This is a genomic window from Micromonospora sp. NPDC048894 (genome assembly GCF_040649765.1).
Taxonomy (GTDB): domain Bacteria; phylum Actinomycetota; class Actinomycetes; order Mycobacteriales; family Micromonosporaceae; genus Micromonospora; species Micromonospora antibiotica.
This window is the reverse complement of the sequence record NZ_JBEZFY010000001.1, coordinates 189,663-212,055: the sequence shown is the minus strand read 5'-3', so window position 1 is coordinate 212,055 and position 22,393 is coordinate 189,663. Positions and strand designations below refer to the sequence as shown.

The 22,393-nt window shown below is 73.3% G+C and carries 21 protein-coding genes; 11 read left to right on the top strand and 10 right to left on the bottom strand.

Annotated features, from left to right (window positions below; translation table 11 throughout):
• Positions 1-28 precede the first annotated feature (28 nt).
• Positions 29-280 carry a hypothetical protein gene (locus AB0C22_RS01000; RefSeq protein WP_219465529.1) on the bottom strand — a complete coding sequence of 84 codons (252 nt, stop codon included), beginning with the start codon at positions 278-280 and terminating at the stop codon, positions 29-31.
• 468 nt (positions 281-748) lie between these two features.
• On the opposite strand from AB0C22_RS01000, the gene AB0C22_RS00995 reads away from it, so the two are divergent.
• The 4 genes from AB0C22_RS00995 to AB0C22_RS00980 all read left to right on the top strand — a co-directional run bounded on the left by AB0C22_RS00995 (position 749) and on the right by AB0C22_RS00980 (position 3,428).
• Positions 749-979, top strand: coding sequence for a winged helix-turn-helix domain-containing protein (locus AB0C22_RS00995; RefSeq protein WP_219465528.1), 231 nt, complete (start codon positions 749-751; stop codon positions 977-979).
• A 132-nt stretch (positions 980-1,111) separates the two neighbouring features.
• On the top strand, positions 1,112-1,612 hold the full coding sequence (locus AB0C22_RS00990; RefSeq protein ID WP_088641912.1) for a TrkA C-terminal domain-containing protein: 501 nt from the start codon (positions 1,112-1,114) through the stop codon (positions 1,610-1,612).
• Positions 1,613-1,617: 5 nt separating this feature from the next.
• Positions 1,618-2,823, top strand: coding sequence for a cation:proton antiporter (locus tag AB0C22_RS00985; protein ID WP_219465527.1), 1,206 nt, complete (start codon positions 1,618-1,620; stop codon positions 2,821-2,823).
• 173 nt (positions 2,824-2,996) lie between these two features.
• Positions 2,997-3,428: a hypothetical protein gene (locus AB0C22_RS00980; RefSeq protein ID WP_219465526.1), complete on the top strand. Its 432-nt coding sequence runs from the start codon at positions 2,997-2,999 to the stop codon at positions 3,426-3,428.
• Between the two features lie 76 nt (positions 3,429-3,504).
• Here AB0C22_RS00980 and AB0C22_RS00975 read toward each other — a convergent pair whose 3' ends face one another.
• The 5 genes from AB0C22_RS00975 to dnaK all read right to left on the bottom strand — a co-directional run bounded on the left by AB0C22_RS00975 (position 3,505) and on the right by dnaK (position 8,241).
• On the bottom strand, positions 3,505-3,714 hold the full coding sequence (locus AB0C22_RS00975; protein WP_219465525.1) for a hypothetical protein: 210 nt from the start codon (positions 3,712-3,714) through the stop codon (positions 3,505-3,507).
• A gap of 126 nt (positions 3,715-3,840) precedes the next feature.
• On the bottom strand, positions 3,841-4,284 hold the full coding sequence (locus tag AB0C22_RS00970; protein ID WP_219465524.1) for a MerR family transcriptional regulator: 444 nt from the start codon (positions 4,282-4,284) through the stop codon (positions 3,841-3,843).
• A 29-nt stretch (positions 4,285-4,313) separates the two neighbouring features.
• Complete coding sequence (dnaJ, locus tag AB0C22_RS00965; RefSeq protein ID WP_357532793.1) at positions 4,314-5,489, bottom strand: molecular chaperone DnaJ; 1,176 nt, start codon at positions 5,487-5,489, stop codon at positions 4,314-4,316.
• An 82-nt stretch (positions 5,490-5,571) separates the two neighbouring features.
• Positions 5,572-6,315, bottom strand: a complete 744-nt coding sequence (grpE, locus tag AB0C22_RS00960; protein WP_357532791.1) for a nucleotide exchange factor GrpE — start codon at positions 6,313-6,315, stop codon at positions 5,572-5,574.
• A 48-nt stretch (positions 6,316-6,363) separates the two neighbouring features.
• Complete coding sequence (dnaK, locus tag AB0C22_RS00955) at positions 6,364-8,241, bottom strand: molecular chaperone DnaK (RefSeq protein WP_219465519.1); 1,878 nt, start codon at positions 8,239-8,241, stop codon at positions 6,364-6,366.
• A gap of 208 nt (positions 8,242-8,449) precedes the next feature.
• Between dnaK and AB0C22_RS00950 the strand changes: the two genes are divergently transcribed.
• From AB0C22_RS00950 to AB0C22_RS00940, 3 genes are read left to right on the top strand one after another with little or no spacing between them, the layout of a single operon-like run.
• Positions 8,450-10,303: an ABC transporter gene (locus tag AB0C22_RS00950; protein ID WP_357532789.1), complete on the top strand. Its 1,854-nt coding sequence runs from the start codon at positions 8,450-8,452 to the stop codon at positions 10,301-10,303.
• Positions 10,300-11,982: a GTPase gene (locus tag AB0C22_RS00945; protein WP_357532787.1), complete on the top strand. Its 1,683-nt coding sequence runs from the start codon at positions 10,300-10,302 to the stop codon at positions 11,980-11,982. Before AB0C22_RS00950 ends, AB0C22_RS00945 begins: the two co-directional genes overlap by 4 nt.
• Before the next feature lie 53 nt (positions 11,983-12,035).
• Positions 12,036-13,262 (top strand): hypothetical protein, encoded by a 1,227-nt coding sequence (locus AB0C22_RS00940; RefSeq protein ID WP_219465514.1) that lies wholly within the window; start codon positions 12,036-12,038, stop codon positions 13,260-13,262.
• 99 nt (positions 13,263-13,361) lie between these two features.
• On the opposite strand, the gene AB0C22_RS00935 is transcribed toward AB0C22_RS00940, so the two are convergent.
• Both AB0C22_RS00935 and AB0C22_RS00930 read right to left on the bottom strand, forming a co-directional pair.
• Positions 13,362-14,273: a hypothetical protein gene (locus tag AB0C22_RS00935; protein WP_357532784.1), complete on the bottom strand. Its 912-nt coding sequence runs from the start codon at positions 14,271-14,273 to the stop codon at positions 13,362-13,364.
• The gene (locus AB0C22_RS00930; RefSeq protein ID WP_357532782.1) at positions 14,270-15,379 is read right to left on the bottom strand and encodes an SPFH domain-containing protein; all 1,110 of its coding nucleotides are present in this window, start codon (positions 15,377-15,379) and stop codon (positions 14,270-14,272) included. The genes AB0C22_RS00935 and AB0C22_RS00930 overlap by 4 nt, the downstream gene beginning before the upstream one ends.
• 76 nt (positions 15,380-15,455) lie before the next feature.
• On the opposite strand from AB0C22_RS00930, the gene AB0C22_RS00925 reads away from it, so the two are divergent.
• The gene (locus AB0C22_RS00925; protein WP_357532780.1) at positions 15,456-16,142 is read left to right on the top strand and encodes an NUDIX domain-containing protein; all 687 of its coding nucleotides are present in this window, start codon (positions 15,456-15,458) and stop codon (positions 16,140-16,142) included.
• A gap of 184 nt (positions 16,143-16,326) precedes the next feature.
• Here AB0C22_RS00925 and AB0C22_RS00920 read toward each other — a convergent pair whose 3' ends face one another.
• Together AB0C22_RS00920 and AB0C22_RS00915 are read right to left on the bottom strand one after the other, a co-directional pair.
• The gene (locus AB0C22_RS00920) at positions 16,327-16,902 is read right to left on the bottom strand and encodes a phosphatase PAP2 family protein (protein ID WP_308290962.1); all 576 of its coding nucleotides are present in this window, start codon (positions 16,900-16,902) and stop codon (positions 16,327-16,329) included.
• A gap of 189 nt (positions 16,903-17,091) precedes the next feature.
• A complete protein-coding gene (locus AB0C22_RS00915) occupies positions 17,092-18,153 on the bottom strand; it encodes a hypothetical protein (protein WP_357532778.1) in 1,062 nt (353 codons plus the stop codon).
• A gap of 562 nt (positions 18,154-18,715) precedes the next feature.
• Between AB0C22_RS00915 and pdhA the strand changes: the two genes are divergently transcribed.
• The 3 genes from pdhA to AB0C22_RS00900 are packed head-to-tail and all read left to right on the top strand — an operon-like array spanning position 18,716 to position 22,385.
• A complete protein-coding gene (gene pdhA / locus AB0C22_RS00910; RefSeq protein WP_208565281.1) occupies positions 18,716-19,894 on the top strand; it encodes a pyruvate dehydrogenase (acetyl-transferring) E1 component subunit alpha in 1,179 nt (392 codons plus the stop codon).
• The gene (locus AB0C22_RS00905) at positions 19,894-20,883 is read left to right on the top strand and encodes an alpha-ketoacid dehydrogenase subunit beta (RefSeq protein WP_208565280.1); all 990 of its coding nucleotides are present in this window, start codon (positions 19,894-19,896) and stop codon (positions 20,881-20,883) included. The genes pdhA and AB0C22_RS00905 overlap by 1 nt, the downstream gene beginning before the upstream one ends.
• A 5-nt stretch (positions 20,884-20,888) precedes the next feature.
• The gene (locus tag AB0C22_RS00900; RefSeq protein WP_219470509.1) at positions 20,889-22,385 is read left to right on the top strand and encodes a dihydrolipoamide acetyltransferase family protein; all 1,497 of its coding nucleotides are present in this window, start codon (positions 20,889-20,891) and stop codon (positions 22,383-22,385) included.
• Positions 22,386-22,393 lie beyond the last annotated feature (8 nt).

The window sequence follows — 22,393 nt, the reverse complement described above, 5'->3', positions numbered from 1 at the left end:
CCCCGCCTCGCCCACCTCCGCTCAGGAGTCAGCGGGGCAGGCGGGCGGCGCAGGGGGTCTCGTGGTCGGCCCGGAGCACGCACCGCCGACCACTGTCCAGCCGGTTGTCGCAGAAGACCCGGTGGCGTGCCCCCTGATCATCCTCGGCGGAGACGGTGGTCTCGCCGGGGTCGACGTGGGCGAGGAAGGCCAGCGAGCGGGCCGCCGTCCGGGCGAGCATCTTGGCCCGCGCCAGGTCCGCAGCGACCACCGGCAGGTGTACGACATACCGCCCGGTCATGCCTCCCCACCCGCCCGACCCGGCTCACGCCACCCCGGGCGGGCCGAAGCAGTATCGGCCCAATGGCGGTATAGCGATGGCTCGGACACCGCAATATCGCCCCACCTGAGTTGACCAAGGTCGAGCTTCGACGGTGGGTGCGGCGACTCGTACCCCATGGCGCTCCTTCGCTGGACGGCTCGGTGTCGCGGTGCTGGAAGGGCAGCCCGGCCGCGCTGCCGGTTCGGCCGGGCTGCCCGCCCTGCCGTCGCAGCCCACCTCAGCGGTACGACGACAGGGCCGGTGACATGGTCGGGACGGGCCACGGGGGATGCCCGCCCCGACCGTCTGAGCGCCCCGAGTGCCATCCGGGGGCGTTCACCTCGAACCTACAATCGGTACCGGTTGCAGGTCAACGACCCACCCACAATTGCTTGAGGTTGGAGGTGCGAGCGTGATCAGATAGGCGTGCCATCCGGGGAGTGAAGCATGCCCAAGCAGCAGTACCAGGTGCTCGCAGACGAGCTGAAGAACAAGATCGATTCAGGAGAGTGGCCGCCCGGCACCAAGCTGCCGAGCAGGTCGCAGCTGTGCAGGGAATACGGCGTGTCGGACACCGTGGTCGGCAAGGCCATGATGATCCTGCGTGCCACCGGGCTCACCGAAACCCTCGAAGGGGTCGGCGTCTTCGTCGCCGCACCCGCCGAGGGCTCGTCCTGAGCCAGCCACCCGGCCCCACAGGGTTACCGACCGGCGAGCCGGCGAGCACAGCCGGTGCCTGCCGGAAAGTGCTCGCCAGCAGCACAGACGTCCAACGGGCCCAGCTTGGGCGCAGGGTATAGCCTCGCGTCCGTGCGAGTACGTGTCGAACAGACCGCCCTACCCGGAATCGGCGTACGTCATGATCTGATGACGGAGTCCGGTCGCCGGCTCGGTGTGGTCTCCCACCGCAATGGCCGCCGCGACCTGGTCCTCTACGACCCGGACGATCCCGACTCCTGCCAGCATGACATCCCGCTGACCGACGACGAGGCCGAGGCGTTGGCCGACATCCTCGGCGCGTCGCTGATGCTGGGTCAGCTCTCCGGCCTGCGCGAGCAGGCGGCCGGGCTGCTCACCGAGCAGATCGCCATCCCGGCCGGGTCGAAGTACGTCAACAAGCGGCTCGGTGACACCAAGGCACGTACCCGCACCAGCGCCTCCATCGTGGCGGTGCTCCGGCAGGGCGAGGTCAACGTCTCGCCCGATCCCACCTTCCGCTTCGCGGCCGGTGACGTGGTGGTCGTGGTCGGGACCCGGCAGGGTCTCGACGGGGTGACAGCCATCCTCGCCGACAGTGACCCGGACGGCTGAGGCGTATGCACGAAACCACCACACTGCTCATCGAGGTCGGCGCGCTCCTGCTTCTGCTCGGGCTGCTCGGCCGGCTCAGCCGCCGGTTCGGCGTCTCCCCCATCCCCCTCTACCTGCTCGCCGGGCTCGCCTTCGGGCACGGTGGCCTGCTCCCGCTGGCCGCGAGCGAGGAGTTCTTCGCCGTCGGCGCCGAGATCGGCGTCATCCTGCTGCTGGTCATGCTCGGCCTGGAATACAGCGCCAACGAGCTGGTCGGCAACCTGCGCTCGGCGGCCCCGGCCGGCCTGATCGACGCGGCGCTCAACGCCCTGCCCGGTTTCGGCTTCGCGTTGCTGCTCGGCTGGGGCTGGGTGGCCGCCGTGGTGCTCGGCGGCATCACCTGGATCTCGTCGTCCGGGGTGATCGCCAAGGTGCTCGGCGACCTCGGCCGGGTCGGTAACCGGGAAACCCCGGTCATCCTCTCCGTGCTGGTCATCGAGGACCTGGCGATGGCGCTCTACCTGCCGCTGGTGACCGCGCTGCTGGCCGGCGTGGGCCTGGTCAAGGGTGGGATCGCGCTGGGTGTCGCGGTGTTCACCGTGGTGATCGTGCTGGTCGTCGCCATCCGCTTCGGCCACCTGATCTCCGCCGCCCTGTCGGCGAAGGACCCGGAGGCGTTGCTGCTCGGGGTGCTCGGCCTGACCCTGCTGGTCGCCGGCATCGCCGCCCGGCTCCAGGTCTCCGCCGCCGTCGGGGCGTTCCTGGTCGGCATCGCCCTGTCCGGGCCGGTGGCGCACCACGCCACCGAACTGCTCTCCCCGCTGCGGGACCTCTTCGCCGCGGTCTTCTTCGTCTTCTTCGGCCTGGTCACCGACCCCCGGGACATGCCGCCGGTGCTGCTGCCCGCGATCGTGCTGGCCGTGGTCACCATGGGGACCAAGCTGCTCACCGGCTACCTGGCGGCCCGCCGGGCCGGCATCGCCGAACCGGGCCGTTGGCGGGCCGGCTTCGCGTTGATGCCGCGCGGCGAGTTCTCCATCGTCATCGCCGGTCTGGCCGTCGCCGCCGGCACCGTCGAACCCAAACTGGCGGCGCTCGCCACGGCGTACGTGCTGATCACCGTGATCACCGGTCCGATGCTCGCCCGCCTGCCCGACATGCGCTGGTTCAAGCAGAGGCTGCGTCGACGGATCGCCGCCCGACAGCCCCAGCCGGTACCCGCCACGGACTGAGAACCGCCTGGCCAGGCCCCTCACACAGGTGGCCTGGCCAGGGCCTCCGTTGCCGAATTGCTCCCGGCGGGGTCTTCCGCCGGCCGGGCAGCGGCGGCTAGCGTTGCGCCCCAGCAGGACAGGGTCCCGCGGGCGCACGGAGGCACCCCGTGGATGTGAGCGGAAGGTTGCCGGTGAGCGTGCAGGATCCGCCGTTCCACGGCTTCGCCAACCCCGTCGACCCGTCGTCGGGGGAGCTACGGGCCTGGGCGTACCAGCCGGACTCGGTGCCGCTGACCTCGCTGCCACAAGACTGGGACCTGCTGGTCTCCGGCGACCACCTGGTGCTCACCCTGTTCGAGTTGGCGTTGGACCCGGCCTGCCCCGCGCGCCGCTTCGCCCTGCACTGCCTCTACATCTACGCGGCCGACGGCATCCGAACGAACTTCCGCGCCCACCCCAAGCGTCGCTTCCGCAAACTGGTGGAGCAGGCCGAGCGCGACGGCGACGAGTTGATGCGCAACTGGGCGTACAACAGTCGGGCGCTGCTGGCCCGGCAGGAACTCTTCACCTACCACGACTGGTGCGAGGGCGGCCTGGTCCGGGACAACCGCCGGCTCGGCTGACCGGCGGCGCACCCGCAGCCGGACGGCGAACGGGCCGGGACCCCCCGTGGGTCCCGGCCCGCACGTCGACGGATCGTCAGCGTGCCGATCCGCCCTGGTTGCGGCGTTTCTCCCCGGTCCGCTCCCGGTCCGCCCCGGGGTCGGCCCCTTCGGCGAACCTGCCGTTCTTCACCGTGTCGGAGAACTTGCCCTCGGTGACCCGGTCGAACTTCTCCCGGACGTTCTCGGCCACCTTGTTGAGCCGCTCCTCCGCCTGCCGGGCCACTTTCTTCGCCGATTCCGCCACGGTTCCCCCCGCCGTCGGAGTCCGAATTGACCTGGTTGGACCTGACAACAGGCTAGCCGGAACGACCACCCACCGCCGGAAAACCCCGACCGCAGACCACCGCCGACCCGGCGGGCCGGGCCAGGGTCAGCGGTCGGGGGTGCGGCGGGGACGCCAGACCACCAGCGCCGTGGAGGTGCGACTGGTCGGCACCAGGTCACCCCGGGAGAAACCGCTGGCCAGCGTCTCCAGCTCGGCGATCCGCCGGTACGCGGCGTCCAGCTCCGCCTCCAGCCGGGCCACCCGCTGCTGGGCCTGTTCCACCAGGCGTTCCAGCCCGATGATCCGTTTCACCCCGGCCAGGTTGACGCCCTCGTCCTGACTGAGTCGCTGGACCTCGCGCAGCAGCACCACGTCGCGCACGCTGTAGCGCCGCCCACCACCGGCCGCCCGACCGGCCTGCACCAGGCCGAGCCGGTCGTACTGACGCAACGTCTGCGGGTGCATTCCCGCCATCCGTGCCGCGACCGAGATCATCAGCACCTTGGCCTCGTAGGCGGCGTCACCCGAACCGACGAACCCGTCCGACATCTCCACTCACCTCCGCACCCGTCAACCGGTCAACCGACCCGACGCACCCGCGCGTCGAGATGTTCCCGGGCCGCCGGCGGCGTCGCGTCGGCGAACGACTCCAGCGCCGCCCGGGCTTCGTCCGACACCGTCGCCGGCACCACCACGTCCAACGTGACCAGCAGGTCACCGGCCTGACCGTCGCGACGCACCACACCCTTGCCCCGGGCCCGCAGCACCCGACCGGACGGGGTCCCCGGCGGCACGCGCAGGGTCACCGCGCCGTCCAGCGTGGGCACCCGCAGGTCGGTGCCGAGCACCGCCTCGGCGAAGGTGATCGGCACGGCCAGCGTCAGGTCGTCACCGGTACGCCCGAACAGGTCGTCCGGGCGGACCTTCACCTGGACGAACAGGTCGCCCGCCGGCCCACCCCGCTGACCCGGCTCGCCCCGCCCGGCCAACCTGATCCGCTGCCCGTCGGCCACCCCGGCGGGAAAGCGGACGTTCAACGTGCGGGTCTTGGTGACCCCGCCGGTGCCGTGGCACTCGGGGCACTTCTCCTCGACGACCGTGCCGACGCCCTGGCAGTTGCGGCACGGCTCGGAGAAGCTGAACGACCCCTGGTCCCGGGTGGTCACCCCGGCGCCGTGGCAGACCGGGCAGGCGGTCGGCTGGGTGCCGGGCTTCGCGCCGTTGCCGTGGCAGGTGTCGCAGACCCCGGGCGCGCGCAGCGTCAACGGCAGGGTGACACCACGCACCGCGTCCCCGAAGTCGAGGGCCACCTCGGTCTCCACGTCCCGGCCCCGGGCCGGGCCACGTGCCCGCGTCGGACCGGCACCACCGCCGGAGAAGATCGAGCTGAACAGGTCGGTGAAGCCGCCACCACCGAACCGGGTGTCCCCGCCACCGCCGCCGAACAGGTCGGAGACGTCGAACGGGGCACCGCCGGGCTGACCCGTGCCGGGCGCGCCCCGACGGAACGCGCCCGAGCCGAACAGCGAGCGCATCTCGTCGTACTCGCGGCGCTTGGTGTCGTCGCCGAGCACCGCGTACGCCTCGGAGACGCCCTTGAACCGCTCCTCGGCCTTCGGGTCACCGGGGTTGTGGTCCGGGTGCGATTCCCGGGCCAGTTTCCGGTACGACTTCTTGATCTCGTCTGAGGAGGCGGACTTCTCCACGCCCAACGTGGCGTAGAAGTCCTTCTCGATCCAGTCCTTGGAACTCACCGGTCCACCCCCTTCCGTGAGATGTGGCCCGGTCGCCCCGCCCACCGGGTGCGGGTGGGCGGGGCGACCGGATGGCCGTGCACTATTGCGGGTCGGCGACCGCGACCATGGCCGGCCGCAGCAGCCGCTCACCGAGCAGGTAGCCCCGGCGCATCACCTGGACACAGGTGGGCTCGTCCACGTCCGGCGAGGTCTGGTGCGCGACCGCCTCGTGCCGGGTCGGGTCGAACGGATCGCCCTTCTCGCCGAAGGGGGTCAGGCCGAACTTGCCCAGCGCCGTGGTGAGCTGCTCGGCCACCGTGCCGAACGGCCCCACCAGGTCGCCGTGCTCCCGGGCCCGGTCCAGGTCGTCCAGGATGGGCAGCAGCGCGGCGAGCACCGAGCCGGTCGCCTGCTCCTGGACCACGCCCCGGTCCCGGTCCACCCGCTTGCGGTAGTTGGCGTACTCCGCCGACACCCGTTGCAGGTCCCGGGTCCGTTCGTCCAGCTCGGCCCGGAGGGCTTCCAGCTCGGCGCCGAGCGGCGAGCCGGTCGGGCTGCCGTCGACCGGCTGCGCGGGGGCGTCCACCACCGGCGGACCGGTCGGTGCCGGCCCGTCGAGCGCGGTCGCCTCGGCCTCGATCTCGTCGACCATCACCTCGGCCTCCTCGACCAGCCCCTCGGCCGGGGCGTCCGCCCCGGCGTCGGCGGCGGCGGGCGACTCCTCGGTCCTGCCCAGCTTGCGGTTGTTCCGGATGACGACCCGCGGCCCGTCGTCGGCGGGCTCGGAGCCACCCGGCGTCGACCCGGAGGCGCCCGGGTCGGCGACTCGTGGCTTCTCCGTCATACGACTACCTCGATCCCTGTGCGGTGAGTTCGTGTCCGGCGCGGACCGTCACTTCTTGTCCTCGTCCACGATCTCCGCGTCGACCACGTCGTCCGGGCCGCCCGCCTTCGGGGCCCCGGCGGCACCGGCACCCGCGCCGGCACCGGCGCCCGCGCCCGGACCTGCCGCGCCCGGCTGCTCCCCCTGCTCGGCCTGCTGCGCGTAGAGCAGCGAACCGGCCTGCTGGGAGACCTGGGCGAGCCGCTCGTGGGCCGCCTTGATCTTCTCGATGTCCTGACCGCCGAGCGCGCCGCGCAGCTCGCCGAGGGCCTCGTTGAGCTGCTCCCGGTTCTCCGTCGGCAGCTTGTCGCCGCTCTCGGCGAGGAACTTCTCGGTCTGCCACTGGAGCGCCTCGGCCACGTTGCGGGCCTCCGCCTCCTCGCGGCGACGCTTGTCGTCGTCGGCGTGCTCTTCGGCGTCGCGGCGCATCCGCTCGATGTCGTCCTTCGGCAGCGAGGAGCCGCCGGTGATCGTCATCTTCTGTTCCTTGCCGGTGCCCAGGTCCTTGGCGTGCACGTTGACGATGCCGTTGGCGTCGATGTCGAAGGCGACCTCGACCTGCGGCACGCCACGCGGCGCCGGCGGGAGGCCGGTCAGCTCGAAGGTGCCGAGCTTCTTGTTGTACGCCGCGATCTCGCGCTCGCCCTGGAACACCTGGATCAGCACCGACGGCTGGTTGTCGTCGGCCGTGGTGAAGACCTCGGAGCGCCTGGTCGGGATGGTGGTGTTGCGCTCGATGAGCTTGGTGAAGATGCCGCCCTTGGTCTCGATGCCCAGGCTCAGCGGGGTCACGTCGAGCAGCAGGACGTCCTTGACCTCACCCTTGAGCACGCCAGCCTGCAGGGCCGCGCCGACGGCGACGACCTCGTCCGGGTTGACGCCCTTGTTGGGGTCGCGACCGGTGAGCTGCTTGACCAGGTCGGTGACGGCCGGCATCCGGGTGGAGCCGCCGACCAGGATCACGTGCTCGACGTCGGAGATCTTGATGCCGGCGTCCTTCACGGCCTGCTCGAACGGGCCCTTGCAGCGGTCCAGCAGGTCCTGCGTCATCCGCTGGAACTCGGCGCGGCTGAGCGTCACGTCCAGGTGCAGCGGGCCGGCCGCGCCGGCGGTGATGTACGGCAGGTTGATGTTGGTGGTGGTGGCCGCCGACAGCTCGATCTTGGCCTTCTCGGCCGCCTCGCGGAGCCGCTGGAGGGCCATCTTGTCCTGGCCCAGGTCGATGCCGTGCTCGCCGCGGAACGTCTTCACCAGGTGGTCGATGATCCGCTGGTCCCAGTCGTCACCGCCGAGCTGGTTGTCACCGCTGGTCGACTTGACCTCGACGACGCCCTCGGCCAGTTCCAGCAGGGACACGTCGAAGGTGCCGCCGCCCAGGTCGAAGACGAGGACGGTCTGCTCCTTGGAGCCCTTGTCCAGCCCGTACGCCAGGGCCGCCGCGGTCGGCTCGTTGACGATCCGCAGCACGTTGAAGCCGGCGATCTCACCGGCCTCCTTGGTGGACTGCCGCTGCCCGTCGTTGAAGTAGGCGGGAACGGTGATCACCGCGTCGGTGATCTGCTCACCCAGGTACGCCTCGGCGTCCCGCTTGAGCTTCATCAGCGTGCGCGCCGAGATCTCCTGCGGGGTGTACTTCTTGCCGTCGATGTCGACGGTCCAGTTGGTGCCGATCTCCCGCTTGACCGAGCGGATGGTCCGGTCCGGGTTGGTCACCGCCTGGCGCTTCGCGACCTCACCGACGAGCACCTCGCCGTTACGGGCGAACGCGACGATCGACGGGGTCGTCCGCGAGCCTTCAGCGTTGGCGATGACGGTGGGCTCACCGCCCTCGAGAACGCTGACGCAGGAGTTCGTCGTGCCGAGGTCGATACCGACCGCACGTGCCATCTTCGCTTCCTCGCTTCGTTACGGGTGGGCAGGTCGGAGGGCCTGCCCGGGAGGGCCGCCCGCAGCGACCACACCACAAGTTGAGTGAACTTGACTCAATAGTGCCACGCGATCGCCAAAGCGCAAGTCGACTTGAGCCGACCCGACGCAACCCGACCGTTACTACCCTCCGGTTGTCTCTGTTGCATCGGTCGGGCACGCTTTAGCGGTGACGACGCACGGCGATCCCGCCACCCGGTCCGGCGCGCCCACCGTCGCCGCCCGCACCGGGCCGTCGGAGACCGACGAGACGCCGCCCGGCCCCACCGGAGACGGCCTGCCCGCCGCCCTCACCGGCCTGCGGGCCGCGATCGGCGCGGCCCGGTTTCCGCTCGCGCTGCCCTCGGCCGAGCCGGCCCGGCACACCGGCCGGGCGCTGACCGACCAGCTCGACGACTACCTGCTGCCCCGGCTGGCCCGGCTCGACGCCCCGCTGCTCGTGGTCGTCGGCGGCTCCACCGGCGCGGGCAAGTCGACCCTGGTCAACAGCCTGGTCCAGGCCCGGGTGAGCGCCGCCGGCGTGCTCCGCCCCACCACCCGCTCCCCGGTGCTGGTCTGCAACCCCGCCGACGCCGCCTGGTTCCGCCAGGGTGAGCTGCTGCCCGGCCTGACCCGCACCAACGAACCCAGCGAGGATCCGGGCACCCTGCACCTGGTCACCGCGCCCGCGCTCCCCCCGGGGCTGGCCTTCCTCGACGCCCCCGACATCGACTCGGTGGTCGACGCCAACCGGGCCCTCGCCGGCCAACTGCTCGCCGCCGCCGATCTCTGGCTCTTCGTCACCACCGCCGCCCGGTACGCCGACGCCGTCCCGTGGGAGCTGCTGCGTACCGCCCGCTCCCGGGGTGCCGCGATCGCCATGGTGCTGGACCGGGTGCCCCCCGAGGCCGCCGACGAGATCGCCGCCCACCTGTCCGAGATGCTCGCCGCCCAGGAGTTGGGCGCGGCACCGCTGTTCGTCCTGCCGGAGACCTGGGTCGACGGCCAGGGCCTGCTGCCCGACCGGGTCACCGCACCGCTGGGCACCTGGTTCGCCCGGCTCGCCGCCGACGCCGAGGCCCGGGCCGCCGTGGTCCGGCAGACCCTCGACGGCGCACTCGCCTCACTGCACCCGACGGTGGAGATGCTCGCCGACGCGGCCGACGAGCAGATGGTCGCCGCCGACGCCCTCGACGACCGGGTCCGGGCCGCCTACCAGGGCGCGCACCGGACCGTGGCCGAAGGGCTGAAGGACGGCCGGCTGCTCCGCGGCGAGGTCCTCGCCCGCTGGCAGGAGTTCGTCGGCACCGGCGAGTTCTTCCGGACGCTGGAGGCCCGGATCGGCCGGCTGCGCGACCGGGTCGTCGCCGCGGTAACCGGCCGGCCCGCCACCCCCGCCACCGACCTGCGCAACGCCATCGAGTCACAGTTGGTCACCCTGCTGCGCGGGGTCGCCTCCGAGGCGGCGGAGAACGCGTACACCGCCTGGAAGGCGAACCCGGCCGGGGCCGCGCTACTCGACCCGCCGCTGGCGCACCCGTCGGCCGACCTGCCCGAGCGGGCCGAGCGGCTGGTCCGGGACTGGCAGCGCGGGGTGCTGGAGCTGGTGCGGGAGGAGGGCGGCGACCGGCGGTTCGTGGCCCGGACGGCCGCGTACGCGGTCAACGCCACCGGGCTGGCCGTGATGATCGCCGTCTTCGCCTCCACCGCGTTCATCCCGACCGGGCTGGAGGTGGCCACCGGGGCCGGCACCACCGTCGCCGCGCAGGCCGTACTCCAGGCGATCTTCGGCGACCAGGCGGTGCGTACCCTCGCCGCGAAGGCCCGGGGTGACCTGCTGGAACGGGTCCGCGCGCTGCTGGACGAGGAGGCGGCCCGCTACCTGGCCCGCACCGACGGGGCCCGACCCGGTGCGGAGGTCGGCGCGGCGCTGCGCCGGGCCGGCGGCCGGGTCGAGCTGGCCCGGCACCACAGCGGCCTCGCCGGCCAGACCGGCCAGGCCCTACCGATCCCGACCCCGACCTCCGAGGACGGCACCCGGTGACCAACATCGTCGGTCGGATGCGCGAGGCGCTCCGGGGTGACCAGCGGGTCGACGCCGACGCGCTGGTGGCCCGCCTCGACGCGATCCGCCGGTTCCTCGACGCGGTCGACGGCGAGGTGCCCGACACCCGGCTGGTCGGCGCGCACACCCTGGTCGAGCGGGCCGGCACCCGGTTGTCGCTGTCCCGGGACCACACCGTCGTGGCGTTGGCCGGCGCCACCGGCAGCGGCAAGTCCAGCCTGTTCAACTCCCTGGCCGGGATGGAACTCTCCCCGGTCGGGGTGCGCCGGCCCACCACCGGTGTCGCGCACGCCTGCGTCTGGGGGCCGCTGGACGGCGGCAACCGGCTGCTCGACTGGGTCGGGGTGCTGCCCCGGCACCGGTTCGTCCGGGAGAGCGCGCTCGACGGCGACGACGAGTCGGCCCTGCACGGGCTGATCCTGCTCGACCTGCCCGACTTCGACTCGGTGCAGCGGTCCCACCGACTGGAGGTGGACCGGCTGCTCGGCCTGGTCGACCTGGTGGTCTGGGTGGTCGACCCGCAGAAGTACGCCGACCGGGTGATCCACAACAGCTACCTGCGCGAGTTCCACCGGCACCGGGACGTGACGGTGGTGGTGCTCAACCAGGCCGACCGGCTGCCCCCGGCCGAGCTGCCCCGGGTGCTGGCCGACCTGCGCCGGCTGCTCGACGTCGACGGGCTCGACGGGGTGCCGCTGCTGGCCACCACGGCGGTCGAGCCGGACGGGATGACCGGGCTGCGGGAGGCGCTGGAACGGGCGGTGTCGGACCGGCAGGCCGCGCTGCGCCGGCTCTCCGGCGACGCCGACACGGTGGCGGCGTCCCTGGGCGAACTGGTCGCCGTCGAAGCCCCGGGGCACGTCCCGGACGCCGCGACGGTCCGCGCCCTGGACCGGGCGTTGGCCGAGTCGGCCGGGGTGCCGGCGGTGGCCGCCGCGGTCGAGGGGGCGTACCGGCACCGGGCCGGCGGGGCCACCGGCTGGCCGTTGGTACGCGGCTGGCGCAAACTGCGCCCCGACCCGCTGCACCGGCTGCACCTGCCCGGCCCGACCACCGATCCGCAGCGCCCGGCGGAGCCCGTGCTCGCTGCCACCTCCGTGCCCGACCCGACAGCCGCCCAGCAGTCCGCCCTCGGGCTGGCCATCCGCGCCGTCGGCGACCGGTCCGGCGAGAAACTCCCGGCACCCTGGCCGGCCGCGGTGACCGCCGCCGCCCGGTCCCGGCTGGCCGACCTGCCGGACGCGCTGGACGGCGCGGTCGCCGGCACCGACCTGGGCATGGACCGCCGGCCGTTCTGGTGGCGGCTGGTCGGTGCCCTCCAGTGGCTGGTCACCCTCGCCGCCGTGGCCGGGCTCGGCTGGCTGGTGCTCGGCTACGCGCTGCGTGCCCTGGGTCTGCCGGCGCTGGACTATCCCCGGGTGGGGGAGGCACCGTTGCCGACTGTGCTCCTGCTCGGTGGGCTGCTCGCCGGTCTGCTGGTGGCCGCGGTGACCCGGCCGGTGATCCGCTGGGCGGCCCGACGGGCCCGACAGCGGGCCGAGCAGCGGCTCACCGAGGCGGTCGCCCGGGTCGGCGCGGAGTACGTCCTCATCCCCGTCCGGGCCCTCCTCGACCGGTACGCCCTCGCCCGCTGCGCCTGGCAGGACGCCACCCGGTGAACGCCGCCGCCGGCACAGGTGTCCGGGGCTGCGCGGCGGCGTAGGGTCGTGCCATGGCCACGCCAAAGACCCCCTACGACGCGGTGCTCTCCGCGGCCCGCGACGTGACCAGGCTGGACTGCGCGCTCGACGCCGAGATGCTCGGCACGGCGCTGCTGGGCAGCGTCTACGCGATCGCCGAGACCGACCGGGAAACGGCGGTCCGGGAATTCGTCTCCGGTTTCCTCGCCGCCACCTCCCGCCGCCGGACGGCCGCCGCCACCACCATCCGTCAGGTCTTCGCCGCGCTGGTGCCCGATGCGGAGGGCGCGGCGAAGGTCCGCCCCGGCGCGCAGGCCCCGGCCTGGGCCGGTCAGCTCGGCCGGGTCCACCTCACCGGCACCTGGTCGTACGGCGACGTGTACGGCGACCAGACCTCCTACCTGGCCACCTTCGCCTACGACGACGAGTCGGGCGGCCCGGAGCACGCCCTGGTGGCACTGGTCGACCACAACATCGGCATCACCAAGGACGTCTTCGTCGGCGGGCCGGCCGAACGGATCCTGGAGCAGGTCCGGCAGATGTGCGCCGACGACGACCTGACGTGGTTCCGGGAGGAGGACCCGGCCCGGATGCACGGCGAGGTGGGTCGTCACCTGACGATCACCGATGACCTGGGTGACCTGCCCGCCGAGGGTTCGCTCGCCACCGACCGGGCGTTGGTCGGGGCACGGCTGGCGGTGCTGCCCGAGCCGAGCGCCGGCACCACCGGCTGGGACGCGCAGCCGCTCAGCGCCGACGAGCGCACCACGCTGGTCCGGGCTTTCCTGTCCTCCCCCGAGGCGGCCCGCCATGGGCTGAACACCCTCGACAGCGACGCCGAGCTGGCCTCGCTGCACTTCTGCCTGGGGCTGCTCTTCGACCACTCGGCGAGCTTCCCGGACGCCGACCCGTTGCGCTGGAGCCCGGCGGTGGCCGGGTTGTTCCTGCTCGACTGGGTGCACCGGCGGGCCGTGCTGGACATGGACGACGCGGCGTTGCTGCCCCGGGTGCTGCGGGCCTGGGCGGCGTTCGCGGCCCGGCGGCGGGGGCTGCCCGAACGGGCCGGCACCCAGACCGACGAGGCGATCGAGGAGTTGGTGCCGGAGTTCGCCCGGCTCTATTCGACAGGCGAGCGGCGCAGCCCGGCGACGGCGGCGGTGGCCCAGCTGATGGCTGACGGCATCGACCCCGACGACCCGGTCGCCCTGGACGCCTGGATCGAGGCCAACCGGCAACGGCTGGGGGACGACACCCCCTGACCGTCCGACGACGCGCTGCGGGCCTGGCGACGCGCTGACCACCCGACGACGCGGTGGCCGGCGACGCGCCGGGGTGGCCCCGTGACGTCCCCGGCCGGTCTACGGCTCGACCAGGGCCAGCCGGCCCGGGGCGACGTCGAGGCGTACCCGCTGGCCCCACCGCAGGGTCAGCCGGTCGGCCTCCAGCCCGTCGGCGAACGCCACCAGACCGTCGGACTCGGCGGTCAGCTCCAGCGCGTCGGTGCCGTCGAGTCGGCCGGCGACCAGCTCGACCCCGGTGACCGGTGAGGGCCACGCCTCCCGCACGTACCAGCACAGGGCCGGCTCCTGAGGGGCGGGCGGCGGGACGGCTGCCGACCGGTCCCGGGCGATCGAGGCGCACCAGCCGGTGGCCCCGGTGCCGGTGCCGACGACCACCCCGGAGGACGACTGCCGTTCCCGCCGGGGCCGGCCGTCCCCGCCGACGTCGAGCAGGTAGCGGGCCGACTGGTGGGAGGCGTGCCCGACGTACACCTCGTTGAGGCCGACGAGTTCCTGTCCGTCGTCGAGGGTGGCCCGGACCATGGCCCGGTGGCGCAGCGGCGCGGTCCCGGCGGCCACCGCCGGCAGCAGGGCGGCCACCTGGTCGCCGGTGCAGCGGACCAGCACCCCGGCGTTGCGGCCCGGTTCCGGGTCGACGCCGACGACGGGTTGTCCGGTGAGGTACTTCGCCACGTTGGCGACGAGACCGTCCGGGCCGACCGCGACGATCACGTCCTCCGGGCCGAACAGGAACCGGGGCAGGTCGTCCCGGTCGACCGTGCCACGCCGCCAGTCGGCCGGTACGGCGGCCCCGACGGCGGTCAGCGCCGCCTGGAGGGCCTCGTGCCGGTCCACCACCTCGGCCAGGTCCCGGCCCCGGGCGCGCAGGTACCACTGGGCCGCCGCCCGGGTGCCGTGCCGGGCGAGCAACTCCTCCAGCTCGCTGCGGCGGCGGACCACCACCACCCGGGGGGTCAGTGTGCCGCTCACCGGTCCACCGTCCCGGTCGGGCCGGTGAGCCGGCCGAGCAGGTCGGCCAGCAGGTCCGGGGTGACGGTGAGCTGGCCGATCGGCGGGAGCTGGCCGGCGAGTTCCCGGACGGTGAGGGCTTGCAGCACCCCGGGCGGCAGGGTGGCGTACGTGGCCAGCTTCGCCGCCTCCGCCTCGGCCTCGGCGGCGCCGACGGCGCGTACCGTCTCGGCTTTGGCCACGGCGAGCACCCGTTCCTTGTCGGCGGCACCGGCGGCGAGCAGCCGCTCCTTGTCCGCCTCGGCGGTGGCGGACACCCGGGCCCGTTCGGCGGCGGCGGCGTTGGCGACCTGTTCCCGCTCCGCCTTGCCCTGGGCGGTGGCCAGCTCGGCGGCGGCGTCGAGTTCGACCCGGCGGCGGGTGTTCGCGCCGTGCTGCTCGACGAGCTGCTGTTCCCGGCGGGCCAGCTCGATCTTGTTCTGGAGTTCGTTCTCGGCGATGCCGCGTTCCTGCTCGACGGCCTGGGCCCGGCGGGCGTAGGTGGCCCGGTCGGCCTGCACCTGCACGGCCTCCCGGGTGGGGGTCTGCAGGGCGCGTTCCAGCTCGGGTTCGGGCCGGACGGCGACCACCCGGGCGCTGACCACGGCCACCCCGATGTCGGCGAGCCGGGGCTCGGTGTCGAGCGCTGCGGAGACCGCCTCCCGGATGGGTGCGATCGTGGTCAGCGCCTCGGCCAGCGGAACCCGGGCGAGCAGGTCCAGGGCCGGCTGCTGGGCCAGCTCGGCCAGCAGGGTGGCCACCTGGTCGAGCGGTCGGGACCGGGCCTTACCGGTGCGCGGGTCGATCGAGAAGTCGAGCCGGGCGGCGGCCAGCGTCGGGTCGGCCACCCGGTAGGTCACGGTGGCCTGGACGGTGATGTCGGCGAAGTCGCCGGTACGCGCGTGGAAGAGCAGCGGCAGCTCCCGGTCGTCGACCGGCACCTCGCTCAGCACGGCGGTCAGCGGTCGGTACCAGAACGACTGGCCGGTCCCTTCCCGCCGGACCCGCCCGTCGACGTGCAGCCGCACCCAGTTGGTCGGTGTTCCGCGCAGGTGGCGCAGGAAGAGTCGCCTCGTCACGTCGGCCATGTCTCACACCTTCCTCTTTTTCGTCTACCCGACGATAACCACTCTGATAGGTTATCGTCAAGGTGGTGATAAAGAGATGACCGACTACCCGCCCTTCGCCGTGACGGTGGACCTGGTGGTCCTCACCGTGCGCGCCGACGCGCTGCACCTGCTGCTGGTCCGCCGGGGCATCCCGCCGGACGAGGGCCGGTGGGCGCTGCCCGGCGGCTTCGTCGGCATCGACGAGGATCTGCCCGACGCCGCCGTCCGGGAGCTGACCGAGGAGACCGGGCTCCCCGAGCCGGCCGGCCACCTGGAGCAGCTCGGCACGTACGGCCGGCCGGACCGCGACCCGCGCGGACGGGTGGTCACCGTCGCCTGGCTGGCCCTGCTGCCCGACCTGCCCACCCCGGTGGCCGGCTCGGACGCCGCCTCGGCGGAGTGGGTGCCGGTCGACCGGCTCACCCTCGGCCAGCTCGCCTTCGACCACGACCGGATCGTCGCCGACGGCCTGGAACGGGCCCGCGCGAAGCTGGAGTACACCCCGCTGGCCAGCGCTTTCTGCCCGCCCGAATTCACCGTGGCCCAGCTGCGGGCCGTCTACGAGACGGTCTGGGGCACCCGGCTGGACCCGCGCAACTTCCACCGCAAGGTCACCGGCACCCCCGGCTTCGTCAGCCCCGCCGGCCGGGCCACCGAGGGCGACCGGGGGCGACCTGCCCAACTGTTCCGCCGGGGCCCGGCCACCCGGCTCCACCCGCCCATGCTCCGCCCCGAACCCTGAACCGCCCGCCGGGCCCGACGCCCCGACCGGGTCACCGCCCCGACCGGGTCACCGCCCGGACCTCGTCACCGCCCGGACCGACCATCCGGCACCGGTCCAACCGGCACCCGTCCCACCGGCACCGGTCGCCGGGCGCTGCGCCCGGTCTGGGGCACCGCCCGGGCTGCCGGCTCGGCACGAGGGCTCAGGAGAGCGGCGCGTAGACCAGCCCGGCCACCAGGCCGCCGACCAGCGCGCCCACCACGACCTGCGCGACCGTGTGGTCGCGCAGCCGCACCCGGGACCAGCCGACCAGGGCGAGCAGCGGCACGGCCGGCAGCAGCCGGGGGCCGAAGGTGAGCACCAGCACCACCAGCGTGCCGGCGGCCACCGCCGAGTGGATGGACATCTTCCACCAGTGACTGACCGCCACCGCGACCACCAGGCCGACCACCCCGGCCGCGACCAGGGCCAGCACCGGGCGCGGTGCACCGAGCGCCGCGAGCAGGGCCAGCCCGGTGGCCGCCGAGGCGAGCCCGAGCAGCAGCGGCACCCGACGCTGCTCGCGGCGACCGATGTGATGATCGGTGAGTCGACCCCGCCGCACCCCACCCAGGATGTACGTGAACGGGATACCGGCGGCGAAGACCGTGGCGAGCAGCCCCCAGGCCAGTCCGCGCGCCCCACCCGCACCGTGCCAGCCGATCACCACGGTCAGCGCGGTGACCAGCACGGCCGGCGCGGTCACCTCGGTCACCAGCCGGGCCACCCGGGTCGCCACCGCCCCCGACCCGACCGGCTCGGCAGCGGCAGGTGACCCTCCGAACGGAGCAGGGTCGGCCAGGTCGGGGGCGGCCCGGTCGCCGCCCTCGTCGCGCGTACTCAGCGTTCCGCCCCCGCATCCGTGGTGCCCGATCCGGCACACCGCAGTGGTCGACGGGTCGACCGACGGCATCCGGGCCGCCGCGGCTCAGCCTGCGGCTTCGTTCGTCACCGTACCGTCCGGGTCGGTGGTGTCGTGGAGGGTCGACGCGGACCCGGCGGAGGTCTGCGACACGGGTACGGCGGGTGCCTGCGGTGCGGGTACGGCGGGTGCCTGCGGTGCGGGGACGGCGGGTGCCTGCGGTGCGGGGACCGGGGTGGCCGACGGGCGGGCGACCGGGATCGACGGGCGACCGGCGGTTGGTCCGATGCGCGGTACGGGACGGGTCTGCGACCGTGGACGCGTGGGGTGGGTCGTGCCGGCCGGAATCGCCGTCGCGGTGGGTCGGGGCCGCGCGGTGGGGACCAGCGTGACCGTGAAGGTGGGTCGGGGCTCGGGGGTGGCGGTCTGGCCTGGCGTCGGGGTGGACGCGGGGGGCGACGTGGACCCGGGCGTCGGGGCGGGCTCCGGGGTCGACGTGGGTGCGGGGGTGGGGGTGGGCGGGGGTGCGGAGGTGGGCGTGGCGGTGTCGGAGGGTGCCGAGGTCGGCGACGGGTCCGGCGGTGGCTCGGAGAGGGTGGCGGTCGGCTCGACGTCCGGGTCCGGGTCCGGACTCGGGCTCGGCGTGGGGTGGGGTGTGGCGGTGGGGGTCGGGTGGGGGGTGGGGGTGGGATGGGACGGCGCGTTGGGTGCCGACGTCCGGCGGATCGGCCGGGGCGTGGCGGCGGGCACAGCCCGACGGTGGACGGGGCCGGTGGTGGCGGGAGCCGGGGCGGTGGCGGGCGGTGCCGGTGCGGTGGCCGGTGGGCGGGCCGGTTGACCGGTGGCGGGCACCGGGACGACGACCGGCCCGACCGACGGGGTGGGCAGGAACGGGGTGCCCTCGTCCGGCAACGCGGTGCTGCCCACGGTGGCCGAGCCGGCGCTGATCGCGGCGAGCACCGGCATCGAGGCGGCCCCGGCGAGCAGGGCGACGGTGAACAGGTAGCCCCGGTGCGGCGCACCGACGCCGGGTGCCCGGTGGACGCCGATCATCCGCCGGTAGCTGCCGCCGCCGGCCCGGTGCCGGCCGAGGAGGGGGACCGGAGGACCGTCACCTGGCTCGGACACCGCAACTCCCTCGTCGACCTGGACGTGTTCGCCGGTGGGCAGCACGGATCAGAACGGACATTATGCGCCAAACGCCCACCAATACCGGTCAGCTTGACCCAGTGACGCCCAGTTCACCAGGCACCACAGCGTGTCGACACACAAAAAGTCCGTCACCCGGCCGGTCCGGCGACGATCGCCCGACATCGGCGCGGCCCGCGCGGGCGCAGGCGCAGGCCCGGCCGGCGCAGGCGCGGCACGGCGACAAAAAAGTCCACGGGTCACCAAGCGGACATGTCGTCACCGGCGGGAGGGCCATACTGTGGGGCCGCTCACCTCCTCTGCAATCATTCAGGCACGACGGCAACGCAGCCGCACCTCCGCGTACCCCGTGGCAGGCATGGCTGCTCGCCGACGCTCCCGAACCGGGTTCGACCCATGGATCCGGCTCAGGTCGTGCGGCAACCCCCACCGGGGCTAGGCACGGCCGCCAGGAACCAGTCCGGCAACAGCCGGGCCGGCGCACGTTGTGCGCGGACGGGTGACCCCCCGGCTCGGGCACAGACACGACAGGGAGAGACGGATGGCAAAGGGCGACCCTGCGGTCTCCAGCCGCGGCCGGCGAGCCGCACCCCGGTCCCGGCGAGCCGCCGCGACCGCTGAGCCGGAACTCGTACAGCTGCTCACCCCCACCGGGGAGCGGATCGAGAGCGCGACCGGCCCGGACGGCACCGAGTACCGCGTCGACTTCACCGACGAGGAGTACCGCGGCCTCTACCGCGACCTCGTGCTGGTCCGCAAGCTCGACGCCGAGGCGACCGCGTTGCAGCGGCAGGGCGAGCTGGGCCTGTGGGCCTCGCTGCTCGGTCAGGAGGCGGCCCAGGTCGGCTCCGGACGGGCGCTGCGCAGCCAGGACATGGCGTTCCCGACCTACCGGGAGCACGGCGTCCTCTACTGCCGGGGCATCGACCCGATCATGCCGCTCGGCCTGTTCCGTGGCGTCGACCAGGGCGGCTGGGACCCGAACGAGTTCAAGTTCAACATGTACACGATCGTCATCGGGGCGCAGACCCTGCACGCGACCGGGTACGCCATGGGCGTCCACATGGACGGCAAGACCGGCACCGAGGACGGCGAGGCGGTGATCGCCTACTTCGGCGACGGCGCCACCAGTCAGGGCGACGTCAACGAGGCGTTCGTCTGGGCCAGCGTCTTCAACGCCCCGCTGGTCTTCTTCTGCCAGAACAACCAGTACGCCATCTCCGAGCCGCTGGAACGCCAGACCCGGGTGCCGCTCTACCGGCGGGCCGGCGGTTTCGGCTTCCCCGGTGTCCGGGTCGACGGCAACGACGTGCTCGCGTCGTACGCGGTGACCCGGCATGCGCTGGACAACGCCCGGCTCGGCCAGGGCCCCAGCCTGATCGAGGCGTACACCTACCGGATGGGCGCGCACACCACCTCGGACGACCCGACCCGTTACCGGATCGCCAGTGAGGTCGAGGCCTGGCAGGCCAAGGACCCGATCGCCCGGATGAAGGCGTTCCTCGACAAGCAGCAGATCGCCGACGACGCGTTCTTCGCCGAGGTCGACGAGCAGGCCCGCGCCGAGGCGGTGCACCTGCGCGAACGGGTGCTCGAACTGCCCGACCCGGCCCCGGTGTCGATGTTCGACCACGTCTACCCGCACGGCTCGCCCGAGTTGGACGCCCAGCGGGCCCGGTTCAGCACCTACCTGGAGTCGTTCGAGGGGAGCGCGCACTGATGGCCACGGAGACGCTCACCCTCGGCAAGGCCCTCAACACCGGTCTGCGTCGGGCCCTGGAGAACGACCCGAAGGTCGTCATCATGGGCGAGGACGTCGGCAAGCTCGGCGGCGTCTTCCGGATCACCGACGGGTTGCAGAAGGACTTCGGCGACCAGCGGGTGATCGACACCCCGCTGGCCGAGTCCGGCATCATCGGCACCGCCGTCGGCCTGGCCATCAGGGGTTTCCGGCCGATCTGCGAGATCCAGTTCGACGGCTTCGTCTACCCGGCGTACGACCAGATCGTGTCGCAGGTGGCCAAGATGCACTACCGCTCGCAGGGCAAGGTCACCATCCCGATGGTGATCCGGATCCCCTACGGCGGGGGCATCGGCGCGGTGGAGCACCACTCCGAGTCGCCGGAGGCGTACTTCGCGCACACCGCCGGGCTGAAGGTGGTGACCTGCGCCAATCCGCAGGACGCGTACGTGATGATCCAGCAGGCGATCGCCTCGGACGACCCGATCGTCTTCCTGGAGCCGAAGCGGCGCTACTGGGAGAAGGGTCCGGTCGACCTGGACGCCCCGTTGTCCGGGGCGTACCCGCTGCACTCCGCCCGGGTGGTGCGGCCGGGCACCGACGCGACCGTGTTGGCGTACGGCCCGATGGTGCGTACCGCGCTGGACGCGGCGACCGCCGCCGCCGAGGACGGCCGGGAGCTGGAGGTCGTCGACCTGCGTACGCTCTCGCCGCTGGACCTGACCGCTGTCTACGAGTCGGTGCGGCGCACCGGCCGGTGCGTGGTCGTCCACGAGGCCCCGGGCAACCTGGGGCTGGGCTCGGAGATCGCGGCCCGGGTCACCGAGGAGTGTTTCTACTCCCTGGAGTCGCCGGTGCTGCGGGTCACCGGTTTCGACACCCCCTACCCGGCGAGCCGGGTGGAGGAGGAGTACCTGCCCGACCTCGACCGGGTGCTCGACGCCGTCGACCGCACCTTCGGCTGGTGAGCGCGATGTCCCGGATCAAGGAGTTCAACCTGCCCGACCTGGGTGAGGGTCTGACCGAGGGGGAGATCCTCGCCTGGCTGGTCAAGGTGGGCGACGTCATCGAGCTGAACCAGCCGATCGTCGAGGTGGAGACGGCCAAGGCGGCTGTGGAGATCCCGGCGAAGTGGGCCGGTGAGGTGCGGTCGATCTTCCACCCGGAGGGGAGCACGGTCGAGGTCGGCACCCCGATCATCGCGATCGACACCGACCCGGGTGCCGGGCCGGTGCCGGAGTCGACGACCGCCGCCGCGTCGGCGGACCTGCCCACCCCGTCGGCTGCTTCGTTGGCGGCGGTGCAGGTCGCGCCCGCCGAGGGCATGGTCGAGCCGGGTCTGATCGGTGGGGTCGCCCCGGGTGGGCGTACCGCCGTGCTGGTCGGTTACGGCCCGCGCAACGCGCCGGCCAAGCGTCGGCAGCGCAGGGACGGCCCGCCCCGGCAACCTGCCACCAGCCCCCGGCCGACCGAGCCGGCCCAGGTCACGACGGCGGCTCCGGCCGCGCCGGTGGCTGCGGCGCCGGTCGCTGCGGCACCGGTCGCGCCGACGGTGAACGGCAACGGCCGGGTCGCCGGCCCGGTGCTGGCGAAGCCGCCGGTGCGCAAGTTCGCCAAGGACCTCGGGGTCGACCTGGCCACGGTGACCGGGTCGGGTCCGCTCGGGTCGATCACCCGTGCGGACGTACAGCGGGCGGTGGACGGGAGCACGGCGGTGGCCGAGCCGCTGGCGGCGACGTCGCCGGCCACCTCGGCCGCGAGCTTCGGCGCGGACCGCGAGCAGCGCATCCCGGTCAAGGGGGTACGTCGGCTCACCGCCGAGAACATGTCCCGCTCGGCGTTCACCGCACCGCACGTCACGGAGTTCCTGACCGTGGACGTGACCCGGGCGATGAAGGCGCTGGACCGGCTGCGCGGGCGGCGGGAGTGGCGGGACGTCCGGGTGTCGCCGTTGCTGCTGGTCGCCAAGGCGGTGTTGCTGGCGGTCCGGCGGCACCCGATGGTCAACTCGACCTGGGCCGGTGACGAGATCGTCGTCAAGGAGTACGTCAACCTCGGTATCGCGGCGGCCACCGAACGTGGCCTGATCGTGCCGAACATCAAGGACGCCGGTCGACTCACGCTGCGTGAGCTGGCGGATGCGATGACGGGTCTGGTGCAGACGGCCAAGGCGGGGAGGACCTCTCCGGCGGACATGTCCGGCGGCACCCTGACGATCACCAACGTGGGGGTGTTCGGGGTGGACACCGGCACCCCGATCCTGCCTCCGGGTGAGTCGGCGATCCTGGCCTTCGGTGCGGTCCGCGAGCTGCCGTGGGTGCACAAGGGCAAGGTCAAGCCACGCCAGGTGACCACCCTGGGGCTCTCCTTCGACCATCGGATCATCGACGGCGAGTTGGGTTCGAAGTTCCTGCGCGACATCGGGGACTTCCTCGCCGACCCGGAGGCGGCGTTGCTCGCCTGGACCTGAGACCGGTG

Excerpts from the sequence above, each read along its gene's own strand:
- AB0C22_RS00925 (WP_357532780.1), top strand. The coding sequence starts at position 15,456 with ATGACCGACTACCCGCCCTTCGCCGTGACGGTGGACCTGGTGGTCCTC.
- AB0C22_RS00905 (WP_208565280.1), top strand. The coding sequence starts at position 19,894 with ATGGCCACGGAGACGCTCACCCTCGGCAAGGCCCTCAACACCGGTCTG.
- AB0C22_RS01000 (WP_219465529.1), bottom strand. The coding sequence starts at position 280 with ATGACCGGGCGGTATGTCGTACACCTGCCGGTGGTCGCTGCGGACCTG.
- dnaK (WP_219465519.1), bottom strand. The coding sequence starts at position 8,241 with ATGGCACGTGCGGTCGGTATCGACCTCGGCACGACGAACTCCTGCGTC.
- AB0C22_RS00900 (WP_219470509.1), top strand. The coding sequence starts at position 20,889 with ATGTCCCGGATCAAGGAGTTCAACCTGCCCGACCTGGGTGAGGGTCTG.
- grpE (WP_357532791.1), bottom strand. The coding sequence starts at position 6,315 with ATGACGGAGAAGCCACGAGTCGCCGACCCGGGCGCCTCCGGGTCGACG.
- AB0C22_RS00985 (WP_219465527.1), top strand. The coding sequence starts at position 1,618 with ATGCACGAAACCACCACACTGCTCATCGAGGTCGGCGCGCTCCTGCTT.
- AB0C22_RS00940 (WP_219465514.1), top strand. The coding sequence starts at position 12,036 with ATGGCCACGCCAAAGACCCCCTACGACGCGGTGCTCTCCGCGGCCCGC.
- AB0C22_RS00970 (WP_219465524.1), bottom strand. The coding sequence starts at position 4,284 with ATGTCGGACGGGTTCGTCGGTTCGGGTGACGCCGCCTACGAGGCCAAG.
- pdhA (WP_208565281.1), top strand. The coding sequence starts at position 18,716 with ATGGCAAAGGGCGACCCTGCGGTCTCCAGCCGCGGCCGGCGAGCCGCA.
- AB0C22_RS00995 (WP_219465528.1), top strand. The coding sequence starts at position 749 with ATGCCCAAGCAGCAGTACCAGGTGCTCGCAGACGAGCTGAAGAACAAG.
- AB0C22_RS00930 (WP_357532782.1), bottom strand. The coding sequence starts at position 15,379 with ATGGCCGACGTGACGAGGCGACTCTTCCTGCGCCACCTGCGCGGAACA.